The following is a 20,030-nucleotide window of genomic DNA, read 5'->3' on the forward strand; positions in this document are numbered from 1 at the left end:
GGAGGAAACCCGAGAGCATGGACGGCCCCGCGCCCGAAAGCTACGAGACCCTGCGCCGTTCGATTGCCAGCCAGCGCAACGATCTGAGCAAGCGGCTGCGGCTGATCGCCGACTACGCCCTGCTCGATCCCTCCGCCTTCGCCCTGCGCGCCGTTGCCGGCCTTGCCGCAGAGATCGGCGTCGCGCCTTCGGCGATCATCCGCTTTGCCCAGCATTTCGGCTATTCCGGCTTTTCGGAAATGCAGAACGTGTTCCGCCAGCGGCTGGAAGCGGCAGCGCCCTCCTACCGCGACCGGGTCCACAATCTGGAGCAGCATGGCGGCGCCGATGCGACCGACGACATGATGCGCCGCTTCATCGACGCCGGCATCGCGTCGCTGAAGGATCTGCAGCTGACGATCTCGCCCGACAAGATCGACGAGGCCGCCGGCTTCATCGCCGACGCCCGGACCGTCCACGTGCTCGCCCAGAAGCGTACCTTCCCGGCCGCAGCCTATCTCGCTTACAACCTCGCCAGGCTGGAAATGCCGGCCCATCTGTTCGACGGCATCGGCGGCATGCTCGAGCAGCAGAGCAACCTCATGGGGCCGGACGACGTGGTCGTCGCGATCTCCTTCCTGCCCGGCGCCCAGACAACGGCGGACGTCTTCAGCCTGGCTCTCGACAAGGGCGCCCGAACCGTCGCCATCGTCGATGTGCCGCGCGCGCCCTACGTCCACGCCGACGTCGTTTTCGAGGTCGTCGAGGCCAGCGTGGAGAATTTCCGCTCGCTTACCGCAACGATCTCGCTGGCGCTGGTGCTGGCGATCCGCGCCGGCACCTTCAGTGCCCACAAGTCGAACCCGCAAGACGAGAGACAATGACCGAAATGGCAGACCAGACCGCCCCCACCCTCGACGCGATCACCATCGGGCGCAGCTGCGTGGATCTCTATTCCGACCAGATCGGCTGCCGCATGGAAGACACCCGCAGCTTCTCCAAATATGTCGGCGGCTGCCCGACCAACATCGCCGTCGGCGCCGCCCGGCTCGGCCTCAAGGTGGCGGTGATCAGCCGAGTCGGCGACGACCAGCTCGGCCGCTTCGTCCGCGAGACGCTTGACGCCGAGGGCGTCTCCACCGAAGCCCTCGGCAGCGATCCCAAGCGGCTGACCGCCATGGCCTTCCTCGGCATCGAGGACGACCGCAGCTTTCCCCTGCTGTTCGCCCGCACCGACTGCGCCGACGCAGCGCTTTGCGAAGACGATATCGATCCCGGCTTCATCGCCCGCGCCCGCGCGGTCGTCGTCACCGGCACCCACTTCTCCAAGCCGCATCTCGCCGCCGCCAGCCACAAGGCGATGGCAGCGGCCCGCGCCGCCGGCCGCAAGGTGGTCTTCGACATCGACTATCGGCCGAACCTGTGGGGCCTGGCCGGCGCCGGCGAAGGCGACATCCGCTTCGTCAGCGATTCCGCGGTGACCGCCCGGGTGCAGGAGATCCTGCCCCATTGCGACGTCGTCGTCGGCACCGATGAGGAGGTCAGCATCGCCGGCGGCGCCGGCGACACCCGTGAAGCGCTCCGTGCCATTCGTGCCCGCACCGACGCCCTCATCGTGCTCAAGACCGGGCCCAAGGGCTGCCTGGTCTTTCCCGGCCCGATCCCGGAGGATCTGGAGGACGGCGTGTCGTCCGAAGGCTTTCCGGTCGAGGTCTTCAACGTGCTCGGTGCCGGCGACGGCTTCATGGCCGGCTTCCTGCGCGGCTATCTCCGCGACCTGCCGCTGGAGGAGTGCTGCCGCATCGCCAATGCCTGCGGCGCCCTTGCCGTGTCGCGCCATGGGTGCGCACCGTCCTATCCGACCTGGGAGGAGCTGCAGGTCTTCTTCGAACGCGGCATCGTCACGCCACGCTTGCGCGAGGATGACTGGCTCGAACACGTCCACTGGACGACCACCCGAGGTCCGCAATGGAACGATGTCTGCGCGCTCGCTGCCGACCATCGCGTCCAGCTCGAGGCGATGGCCGACGAGGCCGGCGTCCCGCGGGCGCGGATTTCCGCCTTCAAGTCACTCTGCCTCGATGCGCTGCTGGCGGCCCGGCGCGACGGCGTCACGCTCGGCACCCTGCTCGATAGCCGCTACGGCCGCGACGCCCTGTTCCGGGCCGAGCGCGAGGGCGTCTGGATCGGTCGCCCGGTCGAGGTGCCCACTTCCCGGCCGCTGCGCTTCGAAGGCCTGCCGAGCCTCGGCGCCGAACTGCAGAGCTGGCCGCCCGACCACGTCGTCAAATGCCTCGTTTACCACAACGCCAACGACCCCGAAGAGATGCGGCGCACCCAGATGGACCAGCTCCACCGGCTCGCCTCGGCGGCGCGCAAGGCGCGGCTGGAATTCCTCGTCGAGGTCATCGGCACCGACCGCAACGCCGGGGAGACCGCCACCGCCGACGCCCTCAGGCAGATCTACGCCGAAGGTATCCGCCCCGACTGGTGGAAACTGCCGGACCAGACGACCCGCGGCTGGCACGCCATCGAACAGGTCGTGCGGACCGAGGATCCTTGGTGCCGCGGCGTTCTCCTGCTCGGCCTCGACGCACCCATCGAGGTGATGGAGGAAAGCCTCTCCCGCGCCGCCGCCTCGCCGGTGGTCCGCGGCTTTGCCGTCGGCCGCACCGTCTTTGCCGCCGCCGCCCGCGACTGGCTGGCCGGCACGATTTCTGACGACGAGGCGCGCCGGCGGCTGACGACGCGGTTCGCGCGGTTGGTCGACATCTGGGTCGAGGCCCGCCAGGCGCGCGCGGTCGCCTGACGGCCGGCCGTCAGTCCGGGCAGAACGAGGCCGGACTGCCCGACGGTGTCTTCAACGTCGTCAACGGCGCCAAGGTGCGTGGCTATATCGAGAAGGGTGTCGCCGAAGGCGCCGACCTCGTCGTCGACGGCCGCGACTTCACGATCGACCGCCAGGGCTACGAGGGCGGCTTCCATATTGGCGGCTCGCTGTTCGACCGGGTGACGCCGGAGATGGCGATCTGGAAGGAAGAGATCTTCGGCCCCGCGCTTTCGCTCGCCCGTGTGCCGGACTACGACGCTGCCGTCGACCTGGTCTCGCGCCACGACTACGGCAACGGCGTCGCCGTCTTTACGCGCGACGGGGACACTGCGCGCGCCTTTTCCCGGGATATCGACGTCGGCATGGTCGGCGTCAACGTGCCGATTCCGGTGCCGATGGCCTTCCACTCGTTCGGCGACCACCACATGCACGGCCCGGAGGGCGTGCGGTTCCATAGCCGGCTGAAAACCGTGACGACGCGCTGGCCGACCGGCCTGCGCGCCGATCCGGACTTCGTCATGCCGACGATGGGGTGAGTCTGGCCGCACCGGCGGGCGCCGCCAAGCGCCCCGCGGCCACGCCAGGAAAAATCGCGGCGGCCTGGGCACAAGGCCCGTCTGCCGGCGCGGAGGATTGTGGAAGCGTTCGATGTCGTCGAACAGACAAGGACGACGTCTGACAGGCGCGGTGACCTGCTTTCTGTGCTAGACAGGCCGATCAATGGTGTCGCTGTCGATGGATTGGGTTGTCGTCGGACAACAGCCTTCCATTGACCTATTCCGCAAGCGAGATGCGCTCAAAGCTTCCCTCCCCCCACACGCTCAATGCCTTCGAAGCCGCGGCACGCCTTGGATCATTTTCCAAAGCAGCGGCCGAACTGGGGGTCACGCAGCCTGCCGTAAGCCGCGCTATTGCCGCGCTCGAGGCGGAGGTCGGGGAACAGTTGTTCCAGCGCTCGGGCCCGAATGTTCAATTGACCCCTAAGGGGGCGGAGCTCAGTACCTTGCTCTCGGACGCCTTCAATTCGCTCGAGACGCTGTTTGCGCGCTGGCGGGCGAACCGGGATCGTGGATCGGTTCTGCTGTCGATCTCCTCTTCTATGGCGACACATTGGCTGATCCCAAGGCTGTTCGACTTCCGGCAGATCTTTCCCAATGTCGATCTGCGGTTCGAACTGATCGCGGGCGCTATCGGCAGCGCACCCATCACGGCGGATCTGGGGCTGCGGCGGGTCGAGCCGGGGCAGTCCGCGGAGCCGGACTCGCTCTATGTCCCGGAGATCATCCAGCCGATCGCCTCGCCGGAATATCTGCGCCGCGTGGGGACCCTCGGGCGCAAGGGAGCGCGGCGGCCGCATACGCTGATCACGCTCAGCAACCACTGGTGCGACTGGCAGAAATTCGCGGCAGAAAGCGGACTTGCCCTGCCGACCGAGTTCAACGAGATGCAGTTTTCGGATTATTCGGTCGCACTGGAATCCGCCATCAACGGACAGGGGGTGGTGCTGGGATGGCTTTCGGTCACCTCACGGCTGATCCGCATGCGGAAACTGGTCGGCGCCGCGGATGCCGCCTATTCCACCGGTGCGACCTACAACCTGGTTACCAACAGCGCTTTTCCTCCGAGCGATCTCGTCCGGAAAGTCCGGGCCTGGATGCAGAAGGAAGTGCGCGCGGAGCTTGAGGCTATCGGGAAATCGGAACGCCTCTTTGCCGCGGCCTGCAATATCGCCCTCGGCACGACCTGACCCCGGATATCCATGCCGCGCCGTTGCGGCTGGCGGAGCCTTTGCGCCGGGGCCGCCTACACCGTTTCGACCGAAACCTGTCTAAAACTTGCGCCGAAACGTTCCAAAAACGGGCCGGCGCCGACGGATCGCCCTCCATATGCGCCGCAATGTGGCGTCATCATAACTGTCAGTAATGATGACTATGCGCCCGGCTGAGTAGTGGCAGCCGCTGCAGGTGCTATCCCATTGAAAAATATCATATAAATTTTGGTTTTTGGCGATTTTGACACGTTTCTTCGTATCGCTGATCGTCCAGGGGATGCCGGCACTGCCGGCTACGTCATAAAAACAGGACATCCAAGTGAAGATCACCTCTGCAACCGTCTACCGTGTCAACGGCGAAGGACTGAAGCCGATTATCCTGAAGCTTGAGACCGATGCCGGCATCATCGGGCTCGGCGAGTCCGCGCCCTCCTTTGGCTGCGGCGGCGGTGGCACGGTCGGGATGATCAAGGATCTTTGCGAGCGCTTCGTCATCGGCCAGGACCCGACCCGGATCAACGCGCTGACGGCCGAGATGATCGACCAGTCCTTCTGGCTGCGCAATCCCGGCGGCATCGCCAGCTCCGCCCTCAGCGCGATCGAGCTGGCGCTTTGGGACATCCGGGCACGCGCGCTGGACGTCCCGGTCTACGATCTGTTCGGCGGACGGATGCGCGACGGCCTCGATTACTATGCCAACGGCTGGTATTTCGGTGCGAAATCCAGGGACGAGGTGATCAGCCAGGCCGAGGCGGCGGTCAAGGACGGGCATCGCGCTCTCAAGATGTATCCCCTTGCGCGGATTCGGCCCAACGGCACGCTTTGCCACCCGAGCAACCGGTTTGCCGACGACCGTACGCTTGTCGCCGAAGCCGTTGCCTTCGTGCGCGATATGCGCGCCGCGATCGGCCCCGACGTTCTGCTCATGCTCGACCTGGCCGGCGGCCTGTCACATGGCGATACGATCCGTTTCTGCCGCGGCATCGAGGACTACGACATTTCCTTCGTCGAAGAGATCATCGACCCGGGCGATTTGGGGGCGATGGCCCAGATCGCACCGCATATCGACATTCCGATCGCGACCGGCGAACGGCATTTCCTTCTGAACGGCTACCGCGATCTTCTGGAAACCCGCTCGGTCAGCATTTTGCAGCCCGACGTCGGCAGTGTCGGCGGCTTCTGCGAAGCGATCAAGGTGGCGGCCCTTGGAGAGGCCTACGGGCTCAAGCTGCAGCCGCATGTCTGTGCGAGTTCGGTCGGGGTGGCCATCGGCCTCCATCTGAGCGCCTGCATCCGCAACTTCTATATCCAGGAGCACTTCCCCTACTGGTCGACCATCCCGGGCTATATCGAGGTGGTGACCGAGAGCTTCGAGTCCTGCGCGCGCGACGGCGCGCTTCCGATCCCGGAAGGCCCAGGGTTCGGCGTCACGCTGAACGAAGCGGTCCTGCGCGACCACATCTTCGCGCATCTCGATTGAACCGTGCCGGCAATCCAAACCAAAACAAACATCATCCAGCAAGGAGCGATACAATGAGCAAGACGAACACGACCCTCTTGCCGACGCCCAGTCGTCGGCGCTTCCTCGAAGGGCTTGGCACCGGCATTCTGGCGGCGCCGTTCGTTCTGTCAGCGCGCCGTACGCTGGCCGCGGATGCCCTGGTTCTGGTCACCTGGGGCGGCGCCTATGCCGATGTCATCCGCAAGGCCATCACCACTCCCTTCACCGAGGAGACCGGGATCGGCGTAACGCTGGTGAGCGGCCCCGACCTGTCCAAGGCCAAGGCGCAGGTCACCACCGGAAACCTGGAATGGGATCTCTACGACGGCAGCGGCGGGTCAATGCATAACGCCGCCAAGGAAGGGCTGTTCGAGGAGCTCGATACAAGCGTCATCGACACGTCCAACCTGGTGGGCGAGGCGACGGCTCACGCGATGCCGTTCCTGATCTATGCCGGCGGCATGGCCTATGACCCGGAACGCACGCCCAACCCGCCCCGCACCTTCAAGCAGCTGTTCGACGGCGACGCCTATCCCGGCCGCATCGGCCTGCGCACCCGCGTTTCCGAAACGCTCGAAATCGCGCTCTTGGGCGATGGCGTCGACCCCAAAGACCTCTACCCGCTCGATGTCGACCGCGCCTTTGCCGCCCTGGAAAGGATCAAGCCGCGGGTGGCCAAATGGATTGCGCAGACCCCGCAGACCATCAGCTTGCTGACCAGCAACGAGATCGACTATTCCTACACCTATAACGGGCGCGTCGCATCCGCCAAGGCCGACGGGTTGAATATCGAATTCTCGACGGATCAAACGATCCTCATGACCCAATACTATTCGGTTCTGAAGGGCTCCCCCAAACGCGCTCAGGCAATGGAATACATCTCCTATGCCGCCCGCCCCGATGTGCAGAAGCGCCTGTCCGAGGCCTACTATTCCGTTCCGGTGCGCCCCGGCGCGCTGGACATGGTGACGCCCGAGGTCAAGGCTCTGCTCCCGGATCCGAAGGATCCCCGCACGGTGCTGCTGAAGGAAGCCTTCTGGGCCGACAACTTCATCACGCTGGACCGGCGCTTCAAGGAATTCCTGCTCACCTGAGCGGCATTCGCGGCCGCCGCAATGCCGGGAAACACACCGGCATTGCGGGCATTTCGGGGAAAACGCACGTCTCCGCTTTCCCCGGATTGCCCTGTGGAGCGTTAGGAGACCACCATGACCACACCCATGCTCCGGCGCGACGGCAGGACCCGGACCATGCTGAATCGGCTCGGCTTCGGCAGCTTCGTGCTGCCGCTGACCCTATTCATGCTGCTGGTCTTTTGCCTTCCTCTGATCGGGGTAGTCCGCACGAGCATCTGCGACGGCGATTGCTCGCTCGTGGCGTATGTGGATTTCGCCACCGGCAAGCTGTTTCACCGTGCGCTGATCAACACGCTTTCGATCGGCTTCGTCACCGGGCTCGTCTCGGTGATATGCGGCTATTTCGTGGCCTATCACCTGTCGCGCATGACCGCGCGCAGGCGGCGGTTCTTTCTCGTGCTGGTCATGCTGCCGTTCTGGACCTCGATCCTGGTCAAGAGCTTTGCCTTCACCGTGATCCTGGGCACCGACGGCATCATCAACAACGCCCTCCAGGCGGTGACGGGGACCGATATCGTCATCCCGATGATCTTCAACCGTGCCGGGGTGATCATCGGCATGGCGCACTGGCTCATTCCCTTCGCCGTGTTTCCGATCCTCAGCAGCCTGCTGTCGCAGGACAAGGCGCTGCGCGATGCGGCCGAGATCATGGGCGCGCGCCCGTGGGATATTTTCTGGAAGGTCACCTTTCCGCTGAGCCTGCCCGGCGTCATCGCCGGCGGCCTGATGTCTTCGGTGATCGGCATGGGCAGCTTTGTCACGCCGGCTCTCCTGGGCGGACGGCGCGACATGATGATGGCCAACCTGGTGGATTTCTACGTCCGCGAAGCACTCGACTGGCGTATGGCCTCGGCCATCGCGGTGATCCTCGTTCTCATCGCGCTGTTGATCCTGTCGCTCGCGGCCTGGCTGCGGCAGCGCCAGGAAAGCGGGGCCGCGGCATGAGCACGAACCCTTCCAGTTCGGGGACCCCGATGCGCTTCCTGACCAAGAACCTGAGCCTGCCCGTCATCGTGACGTGGCTGATCTACGTCTTCCTGCTCGTGCCGTCTCTCGTGGTGATCCCGATTTCTTTCGGCACCTCGAACGAACTGGTCTTTCCCCCGCAGGATTGGGGATTGGATCTGTATCGTCGTGCGCTCGATCCCGCCGAGGGTTGGCTCGCGGCGGCCGGTCGCAGCATGGTACTGGGCATTCTGGCGACCACCATCGCCCTCTTGATGGGGGTGCCGGCCGCCTATGGCCTGTCGCGCTCGCGGTTTCCCGGCCAGAAGGCCCTGACCTTCATGCTGATGAGCCCGATCTTCGCGCCCACCATCGTGGTCGCGCTGGCGCTCTACCTCTACTTCGCCACGCTCGGCATGACCGGAACGATGGCGGCGCTGGCCATGTCGCACGCCGTGGTGATCACGCCCTTCATTCTGGTGACGACGCTGTCCGGGCTGAAACATCTGGACCGCAACATCGAGAACGCGGCCATGGTGATGGGCGCGACGCGGCTTCAGATCTTCTTTCATGTGGTTCTGCCGGCGTTGAAAGGCTCAGTCCTGACGGGCGGGTTGTTCGCGTTCCTCTTGTCCTTCGACGAGGTCATCGTGTCGTGGTTCATCGCGCGCAGCGACCAGCCGACGCTGCCCGTCAAGATGTACAGTTCGATCCAGTGGGAAATCTCGCCCGTGCTTTCGGCGATCTCCACCTTCCTCGTCGCGATCACGGTGGTTGGCTCCGTCGTGGCGGCATTTATCAGTTCAGCCGAAACCGACGGCATCTGACCGCCGCCCGGACCCTCCAAAGGTGCCCCTATGACGACCAACAAGCTTTCGCTGCAACAGGTTTCCAAGGCCTACGGGTATGTCGACGCACTGCATCCGACCGACCTGAACGTCGCAGAGAGCGAATTCGTGACGCTTCTGGGGCCGAGCGGCTCGGGCAAAACGACCCTGCTCAAGATCATTGCCGGGATGGAACGGCCGAGCGGCGGCCGTGTTTTCATCAACGGGCGGGACACGACCGAGACGCCCGTTCGCGAACGCGATCTGGGCATGGTCTTCCAGAACTATGCGCTGATGCCGCATCTGAGCGTCTTCGACAACGTCGCCTTTCCGCTGAAGGTGCGCAAGACCGGGGCCGAGGAGATCAGGCGGAAGGTCGGCGAGGCGCTGGGAACCGTGCAGCTGGCGCATCTGGCCGATCGCAAGCCCCAGGCGCTGTCCGGCGGACAGCAGCAGCGCGTGTCGATCGCCCGGGCCATCGTCTACAATCCGTCGCTGGTGCTGATGGACGAGCCCCTGGGCGCGCTCGACAAGAAGCTGCGCGAACAGCTTCAGCACGAAATCAAGCAACTGCACGAGCGGCTCGGGATTACGATCCTCTATGTGACGCACGATCAGCAGGAAGCGATGTCGATGTCCGATCGCATCGCCTTGATGAACGAGGGGCGGATCGAGCAACTCGGCGCCCCGCGCGAGCTGTATTTCTCTCCCAAGACCGCCTTCGCGGCCGACTTCCTGGGCAATTCCAACTTCATCGAAGCGACGGTGTCGGAGGTCTCGGCCGCCGCAACGCGTTGCCGCCTGTCCGGCGGCGAGGAATTGCTGGCTCCCCGGCGCGACGGCGTTCGCCAGGGCGACGCGGTCCGGCTGATGGTCCGGCCGGAGCACATCCGCCTGATCGGCGGCGACGGTGCGGCCGAGGACAATGTCCTTACGGCGTCGTCGCTGGGCCCGACCTTCTTCGGTGATGCTCTGGAAATCCGGGCGCAGATCGCCGACGGTTCGGAGGTATCGGTTAAGGTCGCGAACAATTTCGAGGTGGCGGCGGCGGCCCCGGGACAGCCGTTGCGGCTCGGCTGGTCGTCAGACCATACCCACCTGTTCGCGTCCGGGTCCGGTCGATGATCCGGCAGACCGCCCCTTGCGATCTCGGGGCGATCGAGGCCCGCGACAGGATCCGCAGCGGCGCGCTTTCGGCCTTTGAGCTGGCCGACTCCTGCATCGCACGGGTCGAAGCAGTGGATCCCGCCGTCAATGCTCTGGTTGCACGCGATTTCGACACGTTTCGAGAACGTGCGCGCGAGGCCGACGCCAGGCAGGCGGCCGGACTGCCGCTGGGGCCGCTGCACGGTCTGCCGTTCGCGGTCAAGGACATGATCGACGTGGCCGGATTGCCCACGACCTACGGCTCGGAAATCTTCAGGACCAATATCGCCACGGCGGACGATCCGATCGTGACGGCGCTCCGCCAAGCCGGCGCATTGCCGATCGGCAAGACGAACACGCCGGAATGGAGCGCCGGGGCCAATTCCCGCAACCGCGTCTGGGGCACGACGGCAAACCCATACGACCTTTCGCTCAATTGCGGCGGCTCTTCGGGCGGCTCGGCGGTGGCGCTTGCCTGCGGTTTCGCGCCCCTGGCGACCGGATCGGATACGGGCGGCAGCCTCAGGACCCCCGCCGCCTTCAACGGCGTCGTCGGCTTTCGCCCCTCCCCAGGTGTCGTGCCCGGTCATTCGCGGTCGATCGCGACACTCTCGATCACCACGGCGGGACCGATGGCAAGGTCGGTCGCGGACTGCGGCCTCATGCTCTCCGTCATGGCCGTTGCGGACCGATACGATCCCTTCACGACCGTGACAGACGGCGGGACGCCATGGAAATCGCAGAGCTTCGCCGATCTGCCGCGCACCGACCTCACCCGGCTGCGCTTCGCCGTCACCGAGGATTTTGGGTTTGCCCCCACCGAGGGCGCAACGCGCGCGACATTCCGCTCGGTGATGTCGGACCTTGCCCCCTTCCTGCCGAAGATCGACGAGCGCCACCCGGACTGTACCGGCGCCGACCGGATCTTCGCGGTCTTGCGGGCCTTGCTGTTTCTTGGCGCCCATGACCGCTATGTCTTAGAGCAGCCGGAGCATGTCGGCCGCAACGTCACCGACAATGTGATCGAGGCGCGCGGGTATTCCGCCGCCGATGTGGCGGAGGCCATGTATGCGCAGAGTGCCTATTACAGGCTTTGGCAGGATTTCTTTGAAACTTGCGACTATCTGATCTCGCCCACCGTCACCGCCGCCCCCCGTGACTGGCACGAAAACGCCCCGCTGGAAATCGACGGGCACAAGCTCGACAGCTACTACCATTGGCTTGCACTGGCCTATGCGTCGACCATTGCCGGACATCCGGCGATATCGATTCCCTGCGGCCGTTATCCCAACGGTCTTCCATTCGGACTTCAGATCATCGGCCGGCGGCATGACGACCTTGGCGTTCTGGCGGTCGCCGCACAGCTTGAAAGCCTCATCGCAGGGGTGTCGACTCTGGCGCCCGAGGCTCCGGACCTCAAAGGCCTGATGGCCGCCCCGCCGCTTTCCTCCTGTCATGGTTTTTTGGAAGTCGAGTGACCCTGAACGGGTATCGCTAGTCTTGAGCGGTTGACGGTGTATTGAGCTTGAGGCCTCGTTCAAATCCAGGCGATGACGACGGAAACGAGTGCCAGGGCGGCGAGGTCGTTTGCGGCCAGTCGATCGTACCGGTTCGCGATGCGGCGCCAGTTCTTCAGCTTGCCGAACATGCGCTCGATGACATTCTATCTCGCCGGCGACATCAGCGCGGCCAATTTCGCCACCACCTTGAAGCGGCAGTTCTGCCTGTTGCCGCGCGACGTCCAGGTCGCGCTTTGAGCAGCGCGGCGGCAAACCGCCAAGCTGCGATTGCCGTCCTTGTTGCACCGCTCAGGACTTTTCATTCGTTTTCGCCCCTACCCCACTTCGTGCCGTTCTCAAGCGACGAGACGTGCTGGATGCGGACGCGGATGCCGTCCCGCTATGGGCGCCATCGTAAAGGGCTCTCGCGAGCACGGCCTGTCACATGGAGCGCACGGATTATTATGAGGCGCGGCAGCAAGATCATTCTGCCCAAAAAAGCCCTTCGAGCGCCGGTCGACAGCGTTCGTCGGGTTCAACGAACGCGAAAATTATCCCGGGCAGCTACCCGTGTTCGGCGCTCATGTCTGCTTTTTTCCGGCCGCCTGCGAACGGATCGGCAATCCTCAAAGACGTAGTCAGTGCGCCTGCGCGCCCGCATCCAGAAGGATCTGCCTGGCGCGATCGATCAGGGGACGATCGACCATCTTCCCGTCGACCTGGACCACGGACCCCGCGGCGGCCTGCAGCGCCGCGAGGATACGCTGCGCCCAGTCGATCTCGGCCGGCGTCGGAGAGAAGCCATCGTTCACCGCAGCGACCTGCGCCGGATGGATGCAGAGCTTGGCGCCGAACCCCATCCCCCGCACGCGCGCGACATCCGCGTCGATGGCCGTTATGTCCTTGAGGTTCGTGGTCACGCCGTCGACCGGCGGCGCGAGGTCGCCGAGGCGCGAGGCCATCACGATCTCGAACCGCGCCGGATCGAGCACGCTGCCGCTTTCGGGAATGCGCGCATCGGCCCCGAAGTCGAGATTGCCGAAGGCGATCCGCACAACGGCGCCGAGCCGCGCGGTCTCGCGCACCGCCGCAAGCCCGGCGACCGTTTCCACGAGTGCGACCAGCGGGCGCCCCGGCAGGCGCGTGGCGATGCGGCCAAGGGCCTCCGGTTCCGCCTTCGGCACCATGACGGTTGCCTCCGGCATGTCCGCGAGCGCGGCCAGATCGTCCTCGTGCCAGGGGGTGTCGGATCCGTTGATCCGGACCAGTCCCCCGCCGCCTTGCGCGAACCAGTCGCGGACATGGCCGCGCGCGTCGTCCTTGGCGTCCGGGCCGACCGCGTCCTCCAGATCGAGGATGACGGCATCGGCGCCGGAGGCCGCGGCCTTGGCAAAGCGATCAGGGCGCTGGCCGGGAACAAAGAGATAGCTGCGCGGGTGTTTCATGTTCTCGCCCTCAGGACCCGAACGACGCCTCAGCCTTCATCGCCAGTTCCCCGTCCGGCCCCCTGGCCCACACATCGAGGCTCCCGGCATCGCCAGTGGACGCTTCGAGCCGGAAGGGGCGGTCGACGAACAGGGGGGCCATGCCCCGGAACGAGAACCCGGTCAGGGGCTCGTCGGGCCGGCAGTCCGCCGCGAACCCCTGCAGCAGGGTGGCGATCAGCGGACCATGGACCACCAGACCCGGATACCCCTCCTCGCCGGTGGCATAGGGCCGGTCGTAGTGGATGCGGTGCCCGTTCGAAGTCAGCGCCGAATAGCGGAACAGCAGCACCGGATCGGGAACGAATTCGGCCGACCACTCGGAGGTTTCGGGCGCGGCAGGCGGCGTGGGCTTGGGCGCGCCGGGCGCCGGCGCCTCGCGATAGACGATGTCCTGCTCTTCCTCGATGCAAAGCACACCGCCGGTCGAGATACTGTGTTTGACGGTCACGAAGACCAGCTTTCCGGCCCGCCCGGTCTTCGACGCGACATCGAGGATCTCGCTGGTCTTGTCCGCCTCTGCGCCGATCGGCAAAGGCGCAAGGTAGCGCAGCCGTCCGCCAGCCCACATGCGGCGGGGCAGACCGACGTCGGGCAGGAAGCCGCCGCGTCGGGGATGGCCGTCGGGACCGAGTTCGCCGCGGCGCACGAAGGGGTTGAAGAACAGCCAGTGCCAGCCCTGAGGCAACGGCGCTCCGCCCTGGGGCGCGGTTTCCAGGTCCAGCGTTGCCGCCAACGCCGAGACGCGGCCGGCCTCGATGACCTCGGACCGTGTCTCCGTGCGGCCGATCGCAGCGCTGTGGTCCTGTTCGTGAAGGACGGTTGTTGCCGTCATTGCGTGAGCCCCTTTCGTGCGGTCAGTAGATGACCCTGTCTTCCACGAGACGTGCCCGGTCGGCCCGCCCCAACCCCAGAATTTCGCCGTAAACATATTCCTCGTGCTCGCCGAGCCCGGGCGTGCCGCGATCCAGCCCCGGCGCGTCGGTGCCGGAGAACCGTGCGGGGAACCCGACCGCCATGCGGTGGCCGCCATCCGTTTCGGAGACGGACACGACCGCGCCCCGCTCCGCCAGATGCGGATCCCTGGCGATGTCCTCGGCGCGCCAGGAGACGTGCGCGGCGATGCCGGCCTCTTGCAGCATCTCGGCGGCCTCGTCCGCCTCCACGAAAGCCGCCCAGTTCGCGACCACGGCATCGACCTCGTCCCGCGCGGCCACACGCGCGGCGGCGTTGGCGTAACGCGGGTCTGACGCGAGTTCGGGCTTTCCGATGATCCCGGTGAGCGCCGCCCATTCGTCGTCGCTGGACACCGCGATCGACAGCCAGCGATCGTGCTGCCGGGAGGCATAGAGCCCGTGCGGCGCCCGTTGCGGGTCGGCGTTGCCCATGCGGTGCATGCGGACCCCGGCCGACGCGGCAGTCAGGGCATCCCCGGCAAGGGACGATGCGACCTCGCGCGCGGCGATGTCCACATGGCTCCCCTCACCCGTGCGACGGCGGCGATGCAGCGCCGCAACGGTCGCAAGGGCCGCGTTCATGCCGACCGAGTGGTCCATGACATGGCGCATCTCGACCGGCGGCCCGTCCTCGTAGCCGGTCAGGTGCCCCAGACCGCCCCAGGCGCCGAACAACGGCGCGTAGCCGGCGAAATGGCTGTCCGGGCCGGTCTGCCCCGAGGACGAGACCGAGGTCATGACGATGTCGGGCTTGACCTGGCACAGGTCGGCATAGCCGAGCCCGAGGCGCTCCATGACCCCGGCGCGAAAGCTCTCGGCCGCAACGTCCGAGGCGGCAACGAGCCGCCGGGCAAGCGCGACGCCTTCGGGGTGCTTGAGGTTCAGCCGCACCGAAAGCTTGTTGGAAGCGACCTGGTCAAAGGTCGCCGGCCCGGCGCGGCCATAGACGGCATGGGGCTTGCGGAAGATATCGAGACGCTGGGCGCTCTCGATCTTGATGCATTCGGCGCCGAGCTGCGACAGCATGTGGGTGCAGAACGGTCCTGCCGCGTGGACGGTGAAATCGGCGATACGGATGCCGGAAAGGGGTTTGCCGGAACGAGGGGTCATGCCGTGGCCGTCCTTGCTGCTGCCCCTGCACGGCTCGCCGCCGCTGCGCCGCTCGTCACCAGGTCCTGGTCGGCGCCGGGTGCCGGCGCCGCGGCCGACAGGGCCAACGGGGCCTCGGAAAAGCGGAACGGCGCGGCCTGGATCTTGACCTCGCCGACACCGGGGACATCCACATCCTGAAAAGTGCCGCGGGCGGTCTCGTGCCCGCCGGTCAGGATCTGTTCGGGCGTGTTGTAGCGGGCCATCGGGACGCCGAGCTTCTGGGCCCGCGCGACCAGTTCCTCCACGTCGTGCTCGCGTGCCCAGGCGCGGATCGCGGCATTGATCGCATCGCCCCGCTCGCTGCGCGTCACGGGGTCGTTCAGTTCCTCGTCCCGCGCCCATTCCGGGTCGTCCATCAGGTGCACGAGGCCCTGCCACTGGCGCTCCTCGAGCGTCAGCAGCTCGACATAGCCGTCCCGGCATTCGATGACCCCGCCATAGCGGAAGGAGCGGGTGTGGCGATGCTCGATGGAGCCGTCGCCATAGCGCTGGAGCGCAAAGGCGCCGACCGCCACATTCGCGTCCTGGACCGAGGCATCGACGAACTGCCCGGTTCCGAACCAGAGCGCGGACAGCGCCGAGAGGGCCGCCGCGACCCCGCCCTGCAATTCGGCAAAGTGTCCGGCGATCTTGAGCGGCGGGCGGTCCGGAAACAGGTGCGCCGACAGCCCGTTGGGCAGGAGATAGCCTTCCCCGCCGGCGTGGATGAGGTTGATTTCTGAGGCCGTCCAGCCGGCCTTCGGCCCGCTGGCACCGAACGGCAGAACCGAGAGATGCACCAGGTCGGGATGGCGCGCGGCTACCCCCTCCCGGTCGAGACCCCATTGCGGGCGCTGTTGCAGCGGCGTGTCGTCGATCAGGATCTGCGCCGTGTCGAGCAGAGCAGCGAGGACGTCGCGCCCGACCGCCGTTTCCAGATCGCAGACGACGCTGCGCTTGCCGGCCGCGACATATTCAAAGAGCGCGCTCTCGCCGTTCGCAAAAAGCGGCGCTTCCTTGCGTAACGGGCACAGGGTCGGAGGCTCGACCATGATGACCTCCGCGCCCATAGCCGCGAGGAGGCGTCCGGCCCAGGCGCCGGCCACGCCGGCAGCGTGTTCCACCACACGGATGCCGGCGAGTGGAGTGTCCTGTTGCATGGCCGGGCGCCCTCCCCTTGTCGGTTGACCTCAGCGCACGACCGGCAGGTCGAGCTCCAGGTTGCCGCCATCGAGGAACACCCGAAGCTCCGGGTCGCGCGACTGCAAGGCCACGGTGGCGACGCCCGGCGTGGTGACCTCGCCGCGCTGGTTCTCGCCCCAGATCTCGATATCGACGAGGGCGTGGCCGTCCTTGACGTATTTTTTCGTCACCTTGCCCTTGCACCAGGTGCTGTCGCCCATGGTGTTGAAGCGCCGCATCTCGGTGCGCACGCGCTTGAGGAAGGCGGCATCGCCCATCCAGTTGGTGACCAGCGATGCCATCCAGGACGAGCGCTGCGGCCCGTAGTCATAGACACCGGGAACGCCGACCTCCTTGGCCGTGCTCTCGCGGTGGTGGCCGATGCCGGTATATTCGATTCCGCCACCGGCCTCGGGATTGCGGAAGAAATGGCCCGGGTGCTTCATCGCCGCCTGGAACACCACGCCATGGGTGTGGCCGCGCCCGCAGCCGACGAGGAAGCCCATCGTGTCCATCAGCGACAGCGGGCCGCGCACGATGGTGTCGAGGCTCTCGCCCTCGGTCACGTCTTCCCAGTAGCGCACCTTGGAGCCCCGGATCTTCTGGGGCTCCTCCATGATGCAGGCATCGAGCGCCTCGTACTCCTCCTGGGTATATTCGTGGGTCTTGATGTCCTTGTACTTGCCGGCGTCGCGGGCGGCCTTGCGCTCGTGGCGGGTGCAGGTACCGAGCGCCCGGGCGAGCAGATCGCCATGCTGGTTGAAGTAGCTGGCCTCGACATATTGCAGCACGAGACGGCCGGAGAACTTCGATTCCTTCTCCTCGATGCCGATAACGCGCTCCACGGCGCTGACCCGGTCGCCGGGGCGCACATGGCGGAACAGCTCCCAGTCGTTGCCGGCATAAAAGCCGTGCACGCCGGGCAGGCCCCAGCGGGTGCGGCCGATCCAGCCGAAGGCCATCGGGAACATCGGATGGCCGAGCTGCATGCCGTGGCGCGAGGCCGCGCCGTATCCGGTGTCGCGATAGAGCGGGTTCAGGTCGCCGATGCCGTTGCACCAATTGCGCAGCGTGTCGGAGGTGGCGTCCTGAAGGTAAGGACCCTCGGGCCGCAATTGCAGACCGATCATGTCCCTTGCGGCCGCGATCGCCTCGTCGGTGATCTTGCCCTCGGCGGGCGCGCCGCCCATGCCGCTGGCGTCGTCGTGCTTGGTCTTTTCGATCTTCTCGGCGGTGATCACGGTTCGCGTCTCCTGTTCATGCATCACGACATGGCGCAGTGTTTGGTGCGCCCGGCGGCCCGGTCGGCCATTGGGGCTAACTTAATGCATTATATTTTTTTTCGTCAACACAAGAAGCAATGCGTAATGCATTATTTTCACATCCAGAGGTGTGTTTTAGCGCAAGCATGGGCCTTTGCGGCCCGCCAGAGCGTTAACGAACCCCATTTTTGTGCATTATTCCATGGAAAGGATGGTCAGATGGTGAAATCGCCCGCCGATGTAACGGTGGCGTAGCGCTTAAGACCAGCCAGAGCAAAGTCATGCTCTTCGCGGGTCGCGCCCGCGCAGCAATCCTCAAGCAGGACGCACTCGTAGTCCCGGTCGTGGCCCTCGCGGACCGCGGCCGACACGACGCCGTTGGTGGAAACGCCGGTGAGGATGAGGCGGGAAATGCCCTGCGCCCTCAGCAGCGGTTCGAGCTTGGTGCCATAGAACGGGCTGACCCGGTGCTTGACGATGTCCGGATCGCCCTCCTCGGGGGCGAAATCGGGAAACACCTCCGTGCCCCAGCCGCCGAGCGTGAAGACGTTGTTGTCGCGGGCCTTGGAAAAGACCGGCGAGCCCGGCGGGCATTCGGCGTAGTCGGGCGAGAAGCCGACCCGCACATAGCCCACCATAACCCCGGCCTCGCGGGCGCGGCGGATGGCCAGTTTGGTGGCGTCATAGACCCCCCTCTCCTGGCACAGCGGGACGTAGGATTTGGCCCCCATGCCGTCCGGATGGACGAGGTCGTTGAGCATATCCATGACGAGCAGGATGCTTTTTGCAGGCATTCCGGTCTCCTTACAAAGTTGCGGTGAGGTCGACAGCCGCACCGCGCCGCGCAGGAGAGCGGACCTGCGCTACCCGGAGTAGCCTGCCTTGAATTCGTCCCAGCCGGCGCGGATATGGGTCCGCAACGCCGACAGCATCGCGCTTTCGTCGCGCGTCAGGATGGCGCTCAGCATCTCGCGGTGTTCTGCGGATGCCCGCTCGACGCGGTTTTCCAGCTTGTTGATCAGATCGAACGGATAGCGCGCCCACAGCGCCCGCACGAAACGCAGCGTCTGCGGCAGGTTCGCAGCCAGATAGAGCACCTCGTGGAAGCGGTAGTTGATGCTGCGCACCGCATCCCGGTCGCCGCGCGAGGCCGCGGCCTCCAGTTGCTCCTGCAAATCGCGCAGCTCCTGCAACTGCTCTGAGGTCAGCCTGTCCATGGCGCGCAGTGCCAGCTTGCATTCCAGCGTCACCCGCAGGTCGACGATCTCCTCGGCGGCATCGATGTCGAACGGCGCCACGATCGCACCGCGATGCGACGTCCCGAGAATGAACCCCTCGGCCTCGAGCAGCTTGATGGCCTCGCGCACCGGGGTGATGCTTGTGCCGATCATCTCGGCGATCTCGGTCTGCTTCAGCTTCGATCCGCGAGGGAACTGGCCCGATATAATGCCCTCGCGCAAATAGTCCGCGACCAGCTCTTCCTTCGTCTGATGCTTCAATGTGGTAACCTTCCGCGCATTCTTCGGAAGCCTTATACCATCGGGCCGACAGGATAATGCAATTTATCACTCTGCGTCACCTTGGCCGGGGGCCACATCAAGCCGTCTGATGTGCTCCGATCCGACCCCCTCGGCCTCGGGATAGATCGCGGCGATACGCGGATCGTGGGCGGGCAGGACGTGGTCGTCGCTATCGGCAAGCGCCCTTATGGTGTCATGCGCGGCGATCATGTCGGAGGAGTTGAAGACGACGGCAAAGGGAACGCCGCGCTCGTACTCCTCATAGTAATGGAGGGCGTCCGAGGCCAGCACGACCCAGCCCCGCGCGGTGCGGACCCGCACGACCTCCTGCCCGGCGCAATGTCCCCCCACCCAATGCACGGTGACGCCGTCGGCAATCTCAGCTTCGCGCCCGTGCAGTGTCAGGCGTCCGGCGTGCAACAGGGCGACCAGGCGCTGGATCTCGTCGACCTCGTAGGCGCGGCGAAACCACGGCTTTTCCATCCACGGCCCGGTGACATAGGCCATCTCCTCGGCCTGCATGTGGAAATGCGCGGCCGGGAAGGAATCGAGAAACCCGATGTGGTCGTAATGGGCATGGGTCAGGATCACCGTGTCCGCCGCTGCCGCGTCGACGCCCAGAGCCGACAATCCTTCCACAGGACTGAGCACATGGGTGTGGCCGTGCAAGGCAGCCTTTTGCGGCGCCATGCCCGTATCGACGACGATGTGCCGGTCGCCCGAGACCAGGACCCAGGAATAGAAGTCGAGCACCAGCGGCACATTCGGATCGGCCTCCAGGATGAAATTGTTCCCCCGGGTCCTCACCGTGTTCACGGCATGGCGGATGCCGTAGATCTTCCAGATGGTTTCCGTCATGGC

The 20,030-nt window shown here is 65.7% G+C and carries 17 protein-coding genes and 2 pseudogenes; 10 read left to right on the forward strand and 9 right to left on the reverse strand.

Annotated elements, in window-relative coordinates:
* Positions 1-17 precede the first annotated feature (17 nt).
* The 10 genes and pseudogenes from CH339_RS16655 to CH339_RS16700 all read left to right on the forward strand — a co-directional run bounded on the left by CH339_RS16655 (position 18) and on the right by CH339_RS16700 (position 11,613).
* Positions 18-863, forward strand: a complete 846-nt coding sequence (locus CH339_RS16655; protein WP_111435503.1) for a MurR/RpiR family transcriptional regulator — start codon at positions 18-20, stop codon at positions 861-863.
* A complete protein-coding gene (locus CH339_RS16660; RefSeq protein ID WP_244669171.1) occupies positions 860-2,788 on the forward strand; it encodes a bifunctional 5-dehydro-2-deoxygluconokinase/5-dehydro-2-deoxyphosphogluconate aldolase in 1,929 nt (642 codons plus the stop codon). The genes CH339_RS16655 and CH339_RS16660 overlap by 4 nt, the downstream gene beginning before the upstream one ends.
* A 71-nt stretch (positions 2,789-2,859) precedes the next feature.
* Positions 2,860-3,345: pseudogene (locus CH339_RS16665) on the forward strand (aldehyde dehydrogenase family protein); the annotation flags it as partial.
* Positions 3,346-3,578: 233 nt separating this feature from the next.
* On the forward strand, positions 3,579-4,556 hold the full coding sequence (locus tag CH339_RS16670; protein WP_111435505.1) for a LysR family transcriptional regulator: 978 nt from the start codon (positions 3,579-3,581) through the stop codon (positions 4,554-4,556).
* A 343-nt stretch (positions 4,557-4,899) separates the two neighbouring features.
* Entirely contained in the window at positions 4,900-6,060 is a 1,161-nt protein-coding gene (locus CH339_RS16675) for a mandelate racemase/muconate lactonizing enzyme family protein (RefSeq protein ID WP_111435506.1), read from the forward strand.
* Positions 6,061-6,113: 53 nt separating this feature from the next.
* Positions 6,114-7,175, forward strand: coding sequence for an ABC transporter substrate-binding protein (locus CH339_RS16680; protein ID WP_111435507.1), 1,062 nt, complete (start codon positions 6,114-6,116; stop codon positions 7,173-7,175).
* A gap of 156 nt (positions 7,176-7,331) precedes the next feature.
* Complete coding sequence (locus tag CH339_RS16685; RefSeq protein WP_170138561.1) at positions 7,332-8,162, forward strand: ABC transporter permease; 831 nt, start codon at positions 7,332-7,334, stop codon at positions 8,160-8,162.
* A gap of 29 nt (positions 8,163-8,191) precedes the next feature.
* The gene (locus CH339_RS16690) at positions 8,192-8,989 is read left to right on the forward strand and encodes an ABC transporter permease (RefSeq protein ID WP_170138562.1); all 798 of its coding nucleotides are present in this window, start codon (positions 8,192-8,194) and stop codon (positions 8,987-8,989) included.
* A 30-nt stretch (positions 8,990-9,019) separates the two neighbouring features.
* On the forward strand, positions 9,020-10,114 hold the full coding sequence (locus tag CH339_RS16695) for an ABC transporter ATP-binding protein (RefSeq protein ID WP_111435510.1): 1,095 nt from the start codon (positions 9,020-9,022) through the stop codon (positions 10,112-10,114).
* The gene (locus CH339_RS16700) at positions 10,111-11,613 is read left to right on the forward strand and encodes an amidase (RefSeq protein WP_111435511.1); all 1,503 of its coding nucleotides are present in this window, start codon (positions 10,111-10,113) and stop codon (positions 11,611-11,613) included. Before CH339_RS16695 ends, CH339_RS16700 begins: the two co-directional genes overlap by 4 nt.
* Positions 11,614-11,672: 59 nt before the next feature.
* On the opposite strand, the pseudogene CH339_RS16705 reads toward CH339_RS16700, so the two are convergent.
* The 9 genes and pseudogenes from CH339_RS16705 to CH339_RS16745 all read right to left on the reverse strand — a co-directional run.
* A pseudogene (locus CH339_RS16705) lies at positions 11,673-11,798 on the reverse strand (IS5/IS1182 family transposase); the annotation flags it as partial.
* A 474-nt stretch (positions 11,799-12,272) separates the two neighbouring features.
* Positions 12,273-13,079 carry an HpcH/HpaI aldolase/citrate lyase family protein gene (locus CH339_RS16710; protein ID WP_111435513.1) on the reverse strand — a complete coding sequence of 269 codons (807 nt, stop codon included), beginning with the start codon at positions 13,077-13,079 and terminating at the stop codon, positions 12,273-12,275.
* A gap of 10 nt (positions 13,080-13,089) precedes the next feature.
* Positions 13,090-13,953, reverse strand: a complete 864-nt coding sequence (locus tag CH339_RS16715; protein ID WP_111435514.1) for an HTD2 family dehydratase — start codon at positions 13,951-13,953, stop codon at positions 13,090-13,092.
* 22 nt (positions 13,954-13,975) lie between these two features.
* Positions 13,976-15,184, reverse strand: a complete 1,209-nt coding sequence (locus CH339_RS16720) for a CaiB/BaiF CoA transferase family protein (protein ID WP_111435515.1) — start codon at positions 15,182-15,184, stop codon at positions 13,976-13,978.
* Positions 15,181-16,365 (reverse strand): CoA transferase, encoded by a 1,185-nt coding sequence (locus CH339_RS16725; protein WP_111435516.1) that lies wholly within the window; start codon positions 16,363-16,365, stop codon positions 15,181-15,183. Before CH339_RS16725 ends, CH339_RS16720 begins: the two co-directional genes overlap by 4 nt.
* A gap of 30 nt (positions 16,366-16,395) precedes the next feature.
* Positions 16,396-17,628: an FAS1-like dehydratase domain-containing protein gene (locus tag CH339_RS16730; protein ID WP_245408159.1), complete on the reverse strand. Its 1,233-nt coding sequence runs from the start codon at positions 17,626-17,628 to the stop codon at positions 16,396-16,398.
* A gap of 236 nt (positions 17,629-17,864) precedes the next feature.
* Positions 17,865-18,443 carry a cysteine hydrolase family protein gene (locus CH339_RS16735; protein ID WP_111435517.1) on the reverse strand — a complete coding sequence of 193 codons (579 nt, stop codon included), beginning with the start codon at positions 18,441-18,443 and terminating at the stop codon, positions 17,865-17,867.
* A 69-nt stretch (positions 18,444-18,512) separates the two neighbouring features.
* The gene (locus CH339_RS16740; RefSeq protein WP_111435518.1) at positions 18,513-19,148 is read right to left on the reverse strand and encodes a GntR family transcriptional regulator; all 636 of its coding nucleotides are present in this window, start codon (positions 19,146-19,148) and stop codon (positions 18,513-18,515) included.
* A 66-nt stretch (positions 19,149-19,214) separates the two neighbouring features.
* Positions 19,215-20,027, reverse strand: coding sequence for an N-acyl homoserine lactonase family protein (locus CH339_RS16745; RefSeq protein WP_111435519.1), 813 nt, complete (start codon positions 20,025-20,027; stop codon positions 19,215-19,217).
* Positions 20,028-20,030 lie beyond the last annotated feature (3 nt).

The organism is Rhodobium orientis, assembly GCF_003258835.1.
Classification (GTDB): Bacteria; Pseudomonadota; Alphaproteobacteria; order Rhizobiales; family Rhodobiaceae; genus Rhodobium; species Rhodobium orientis.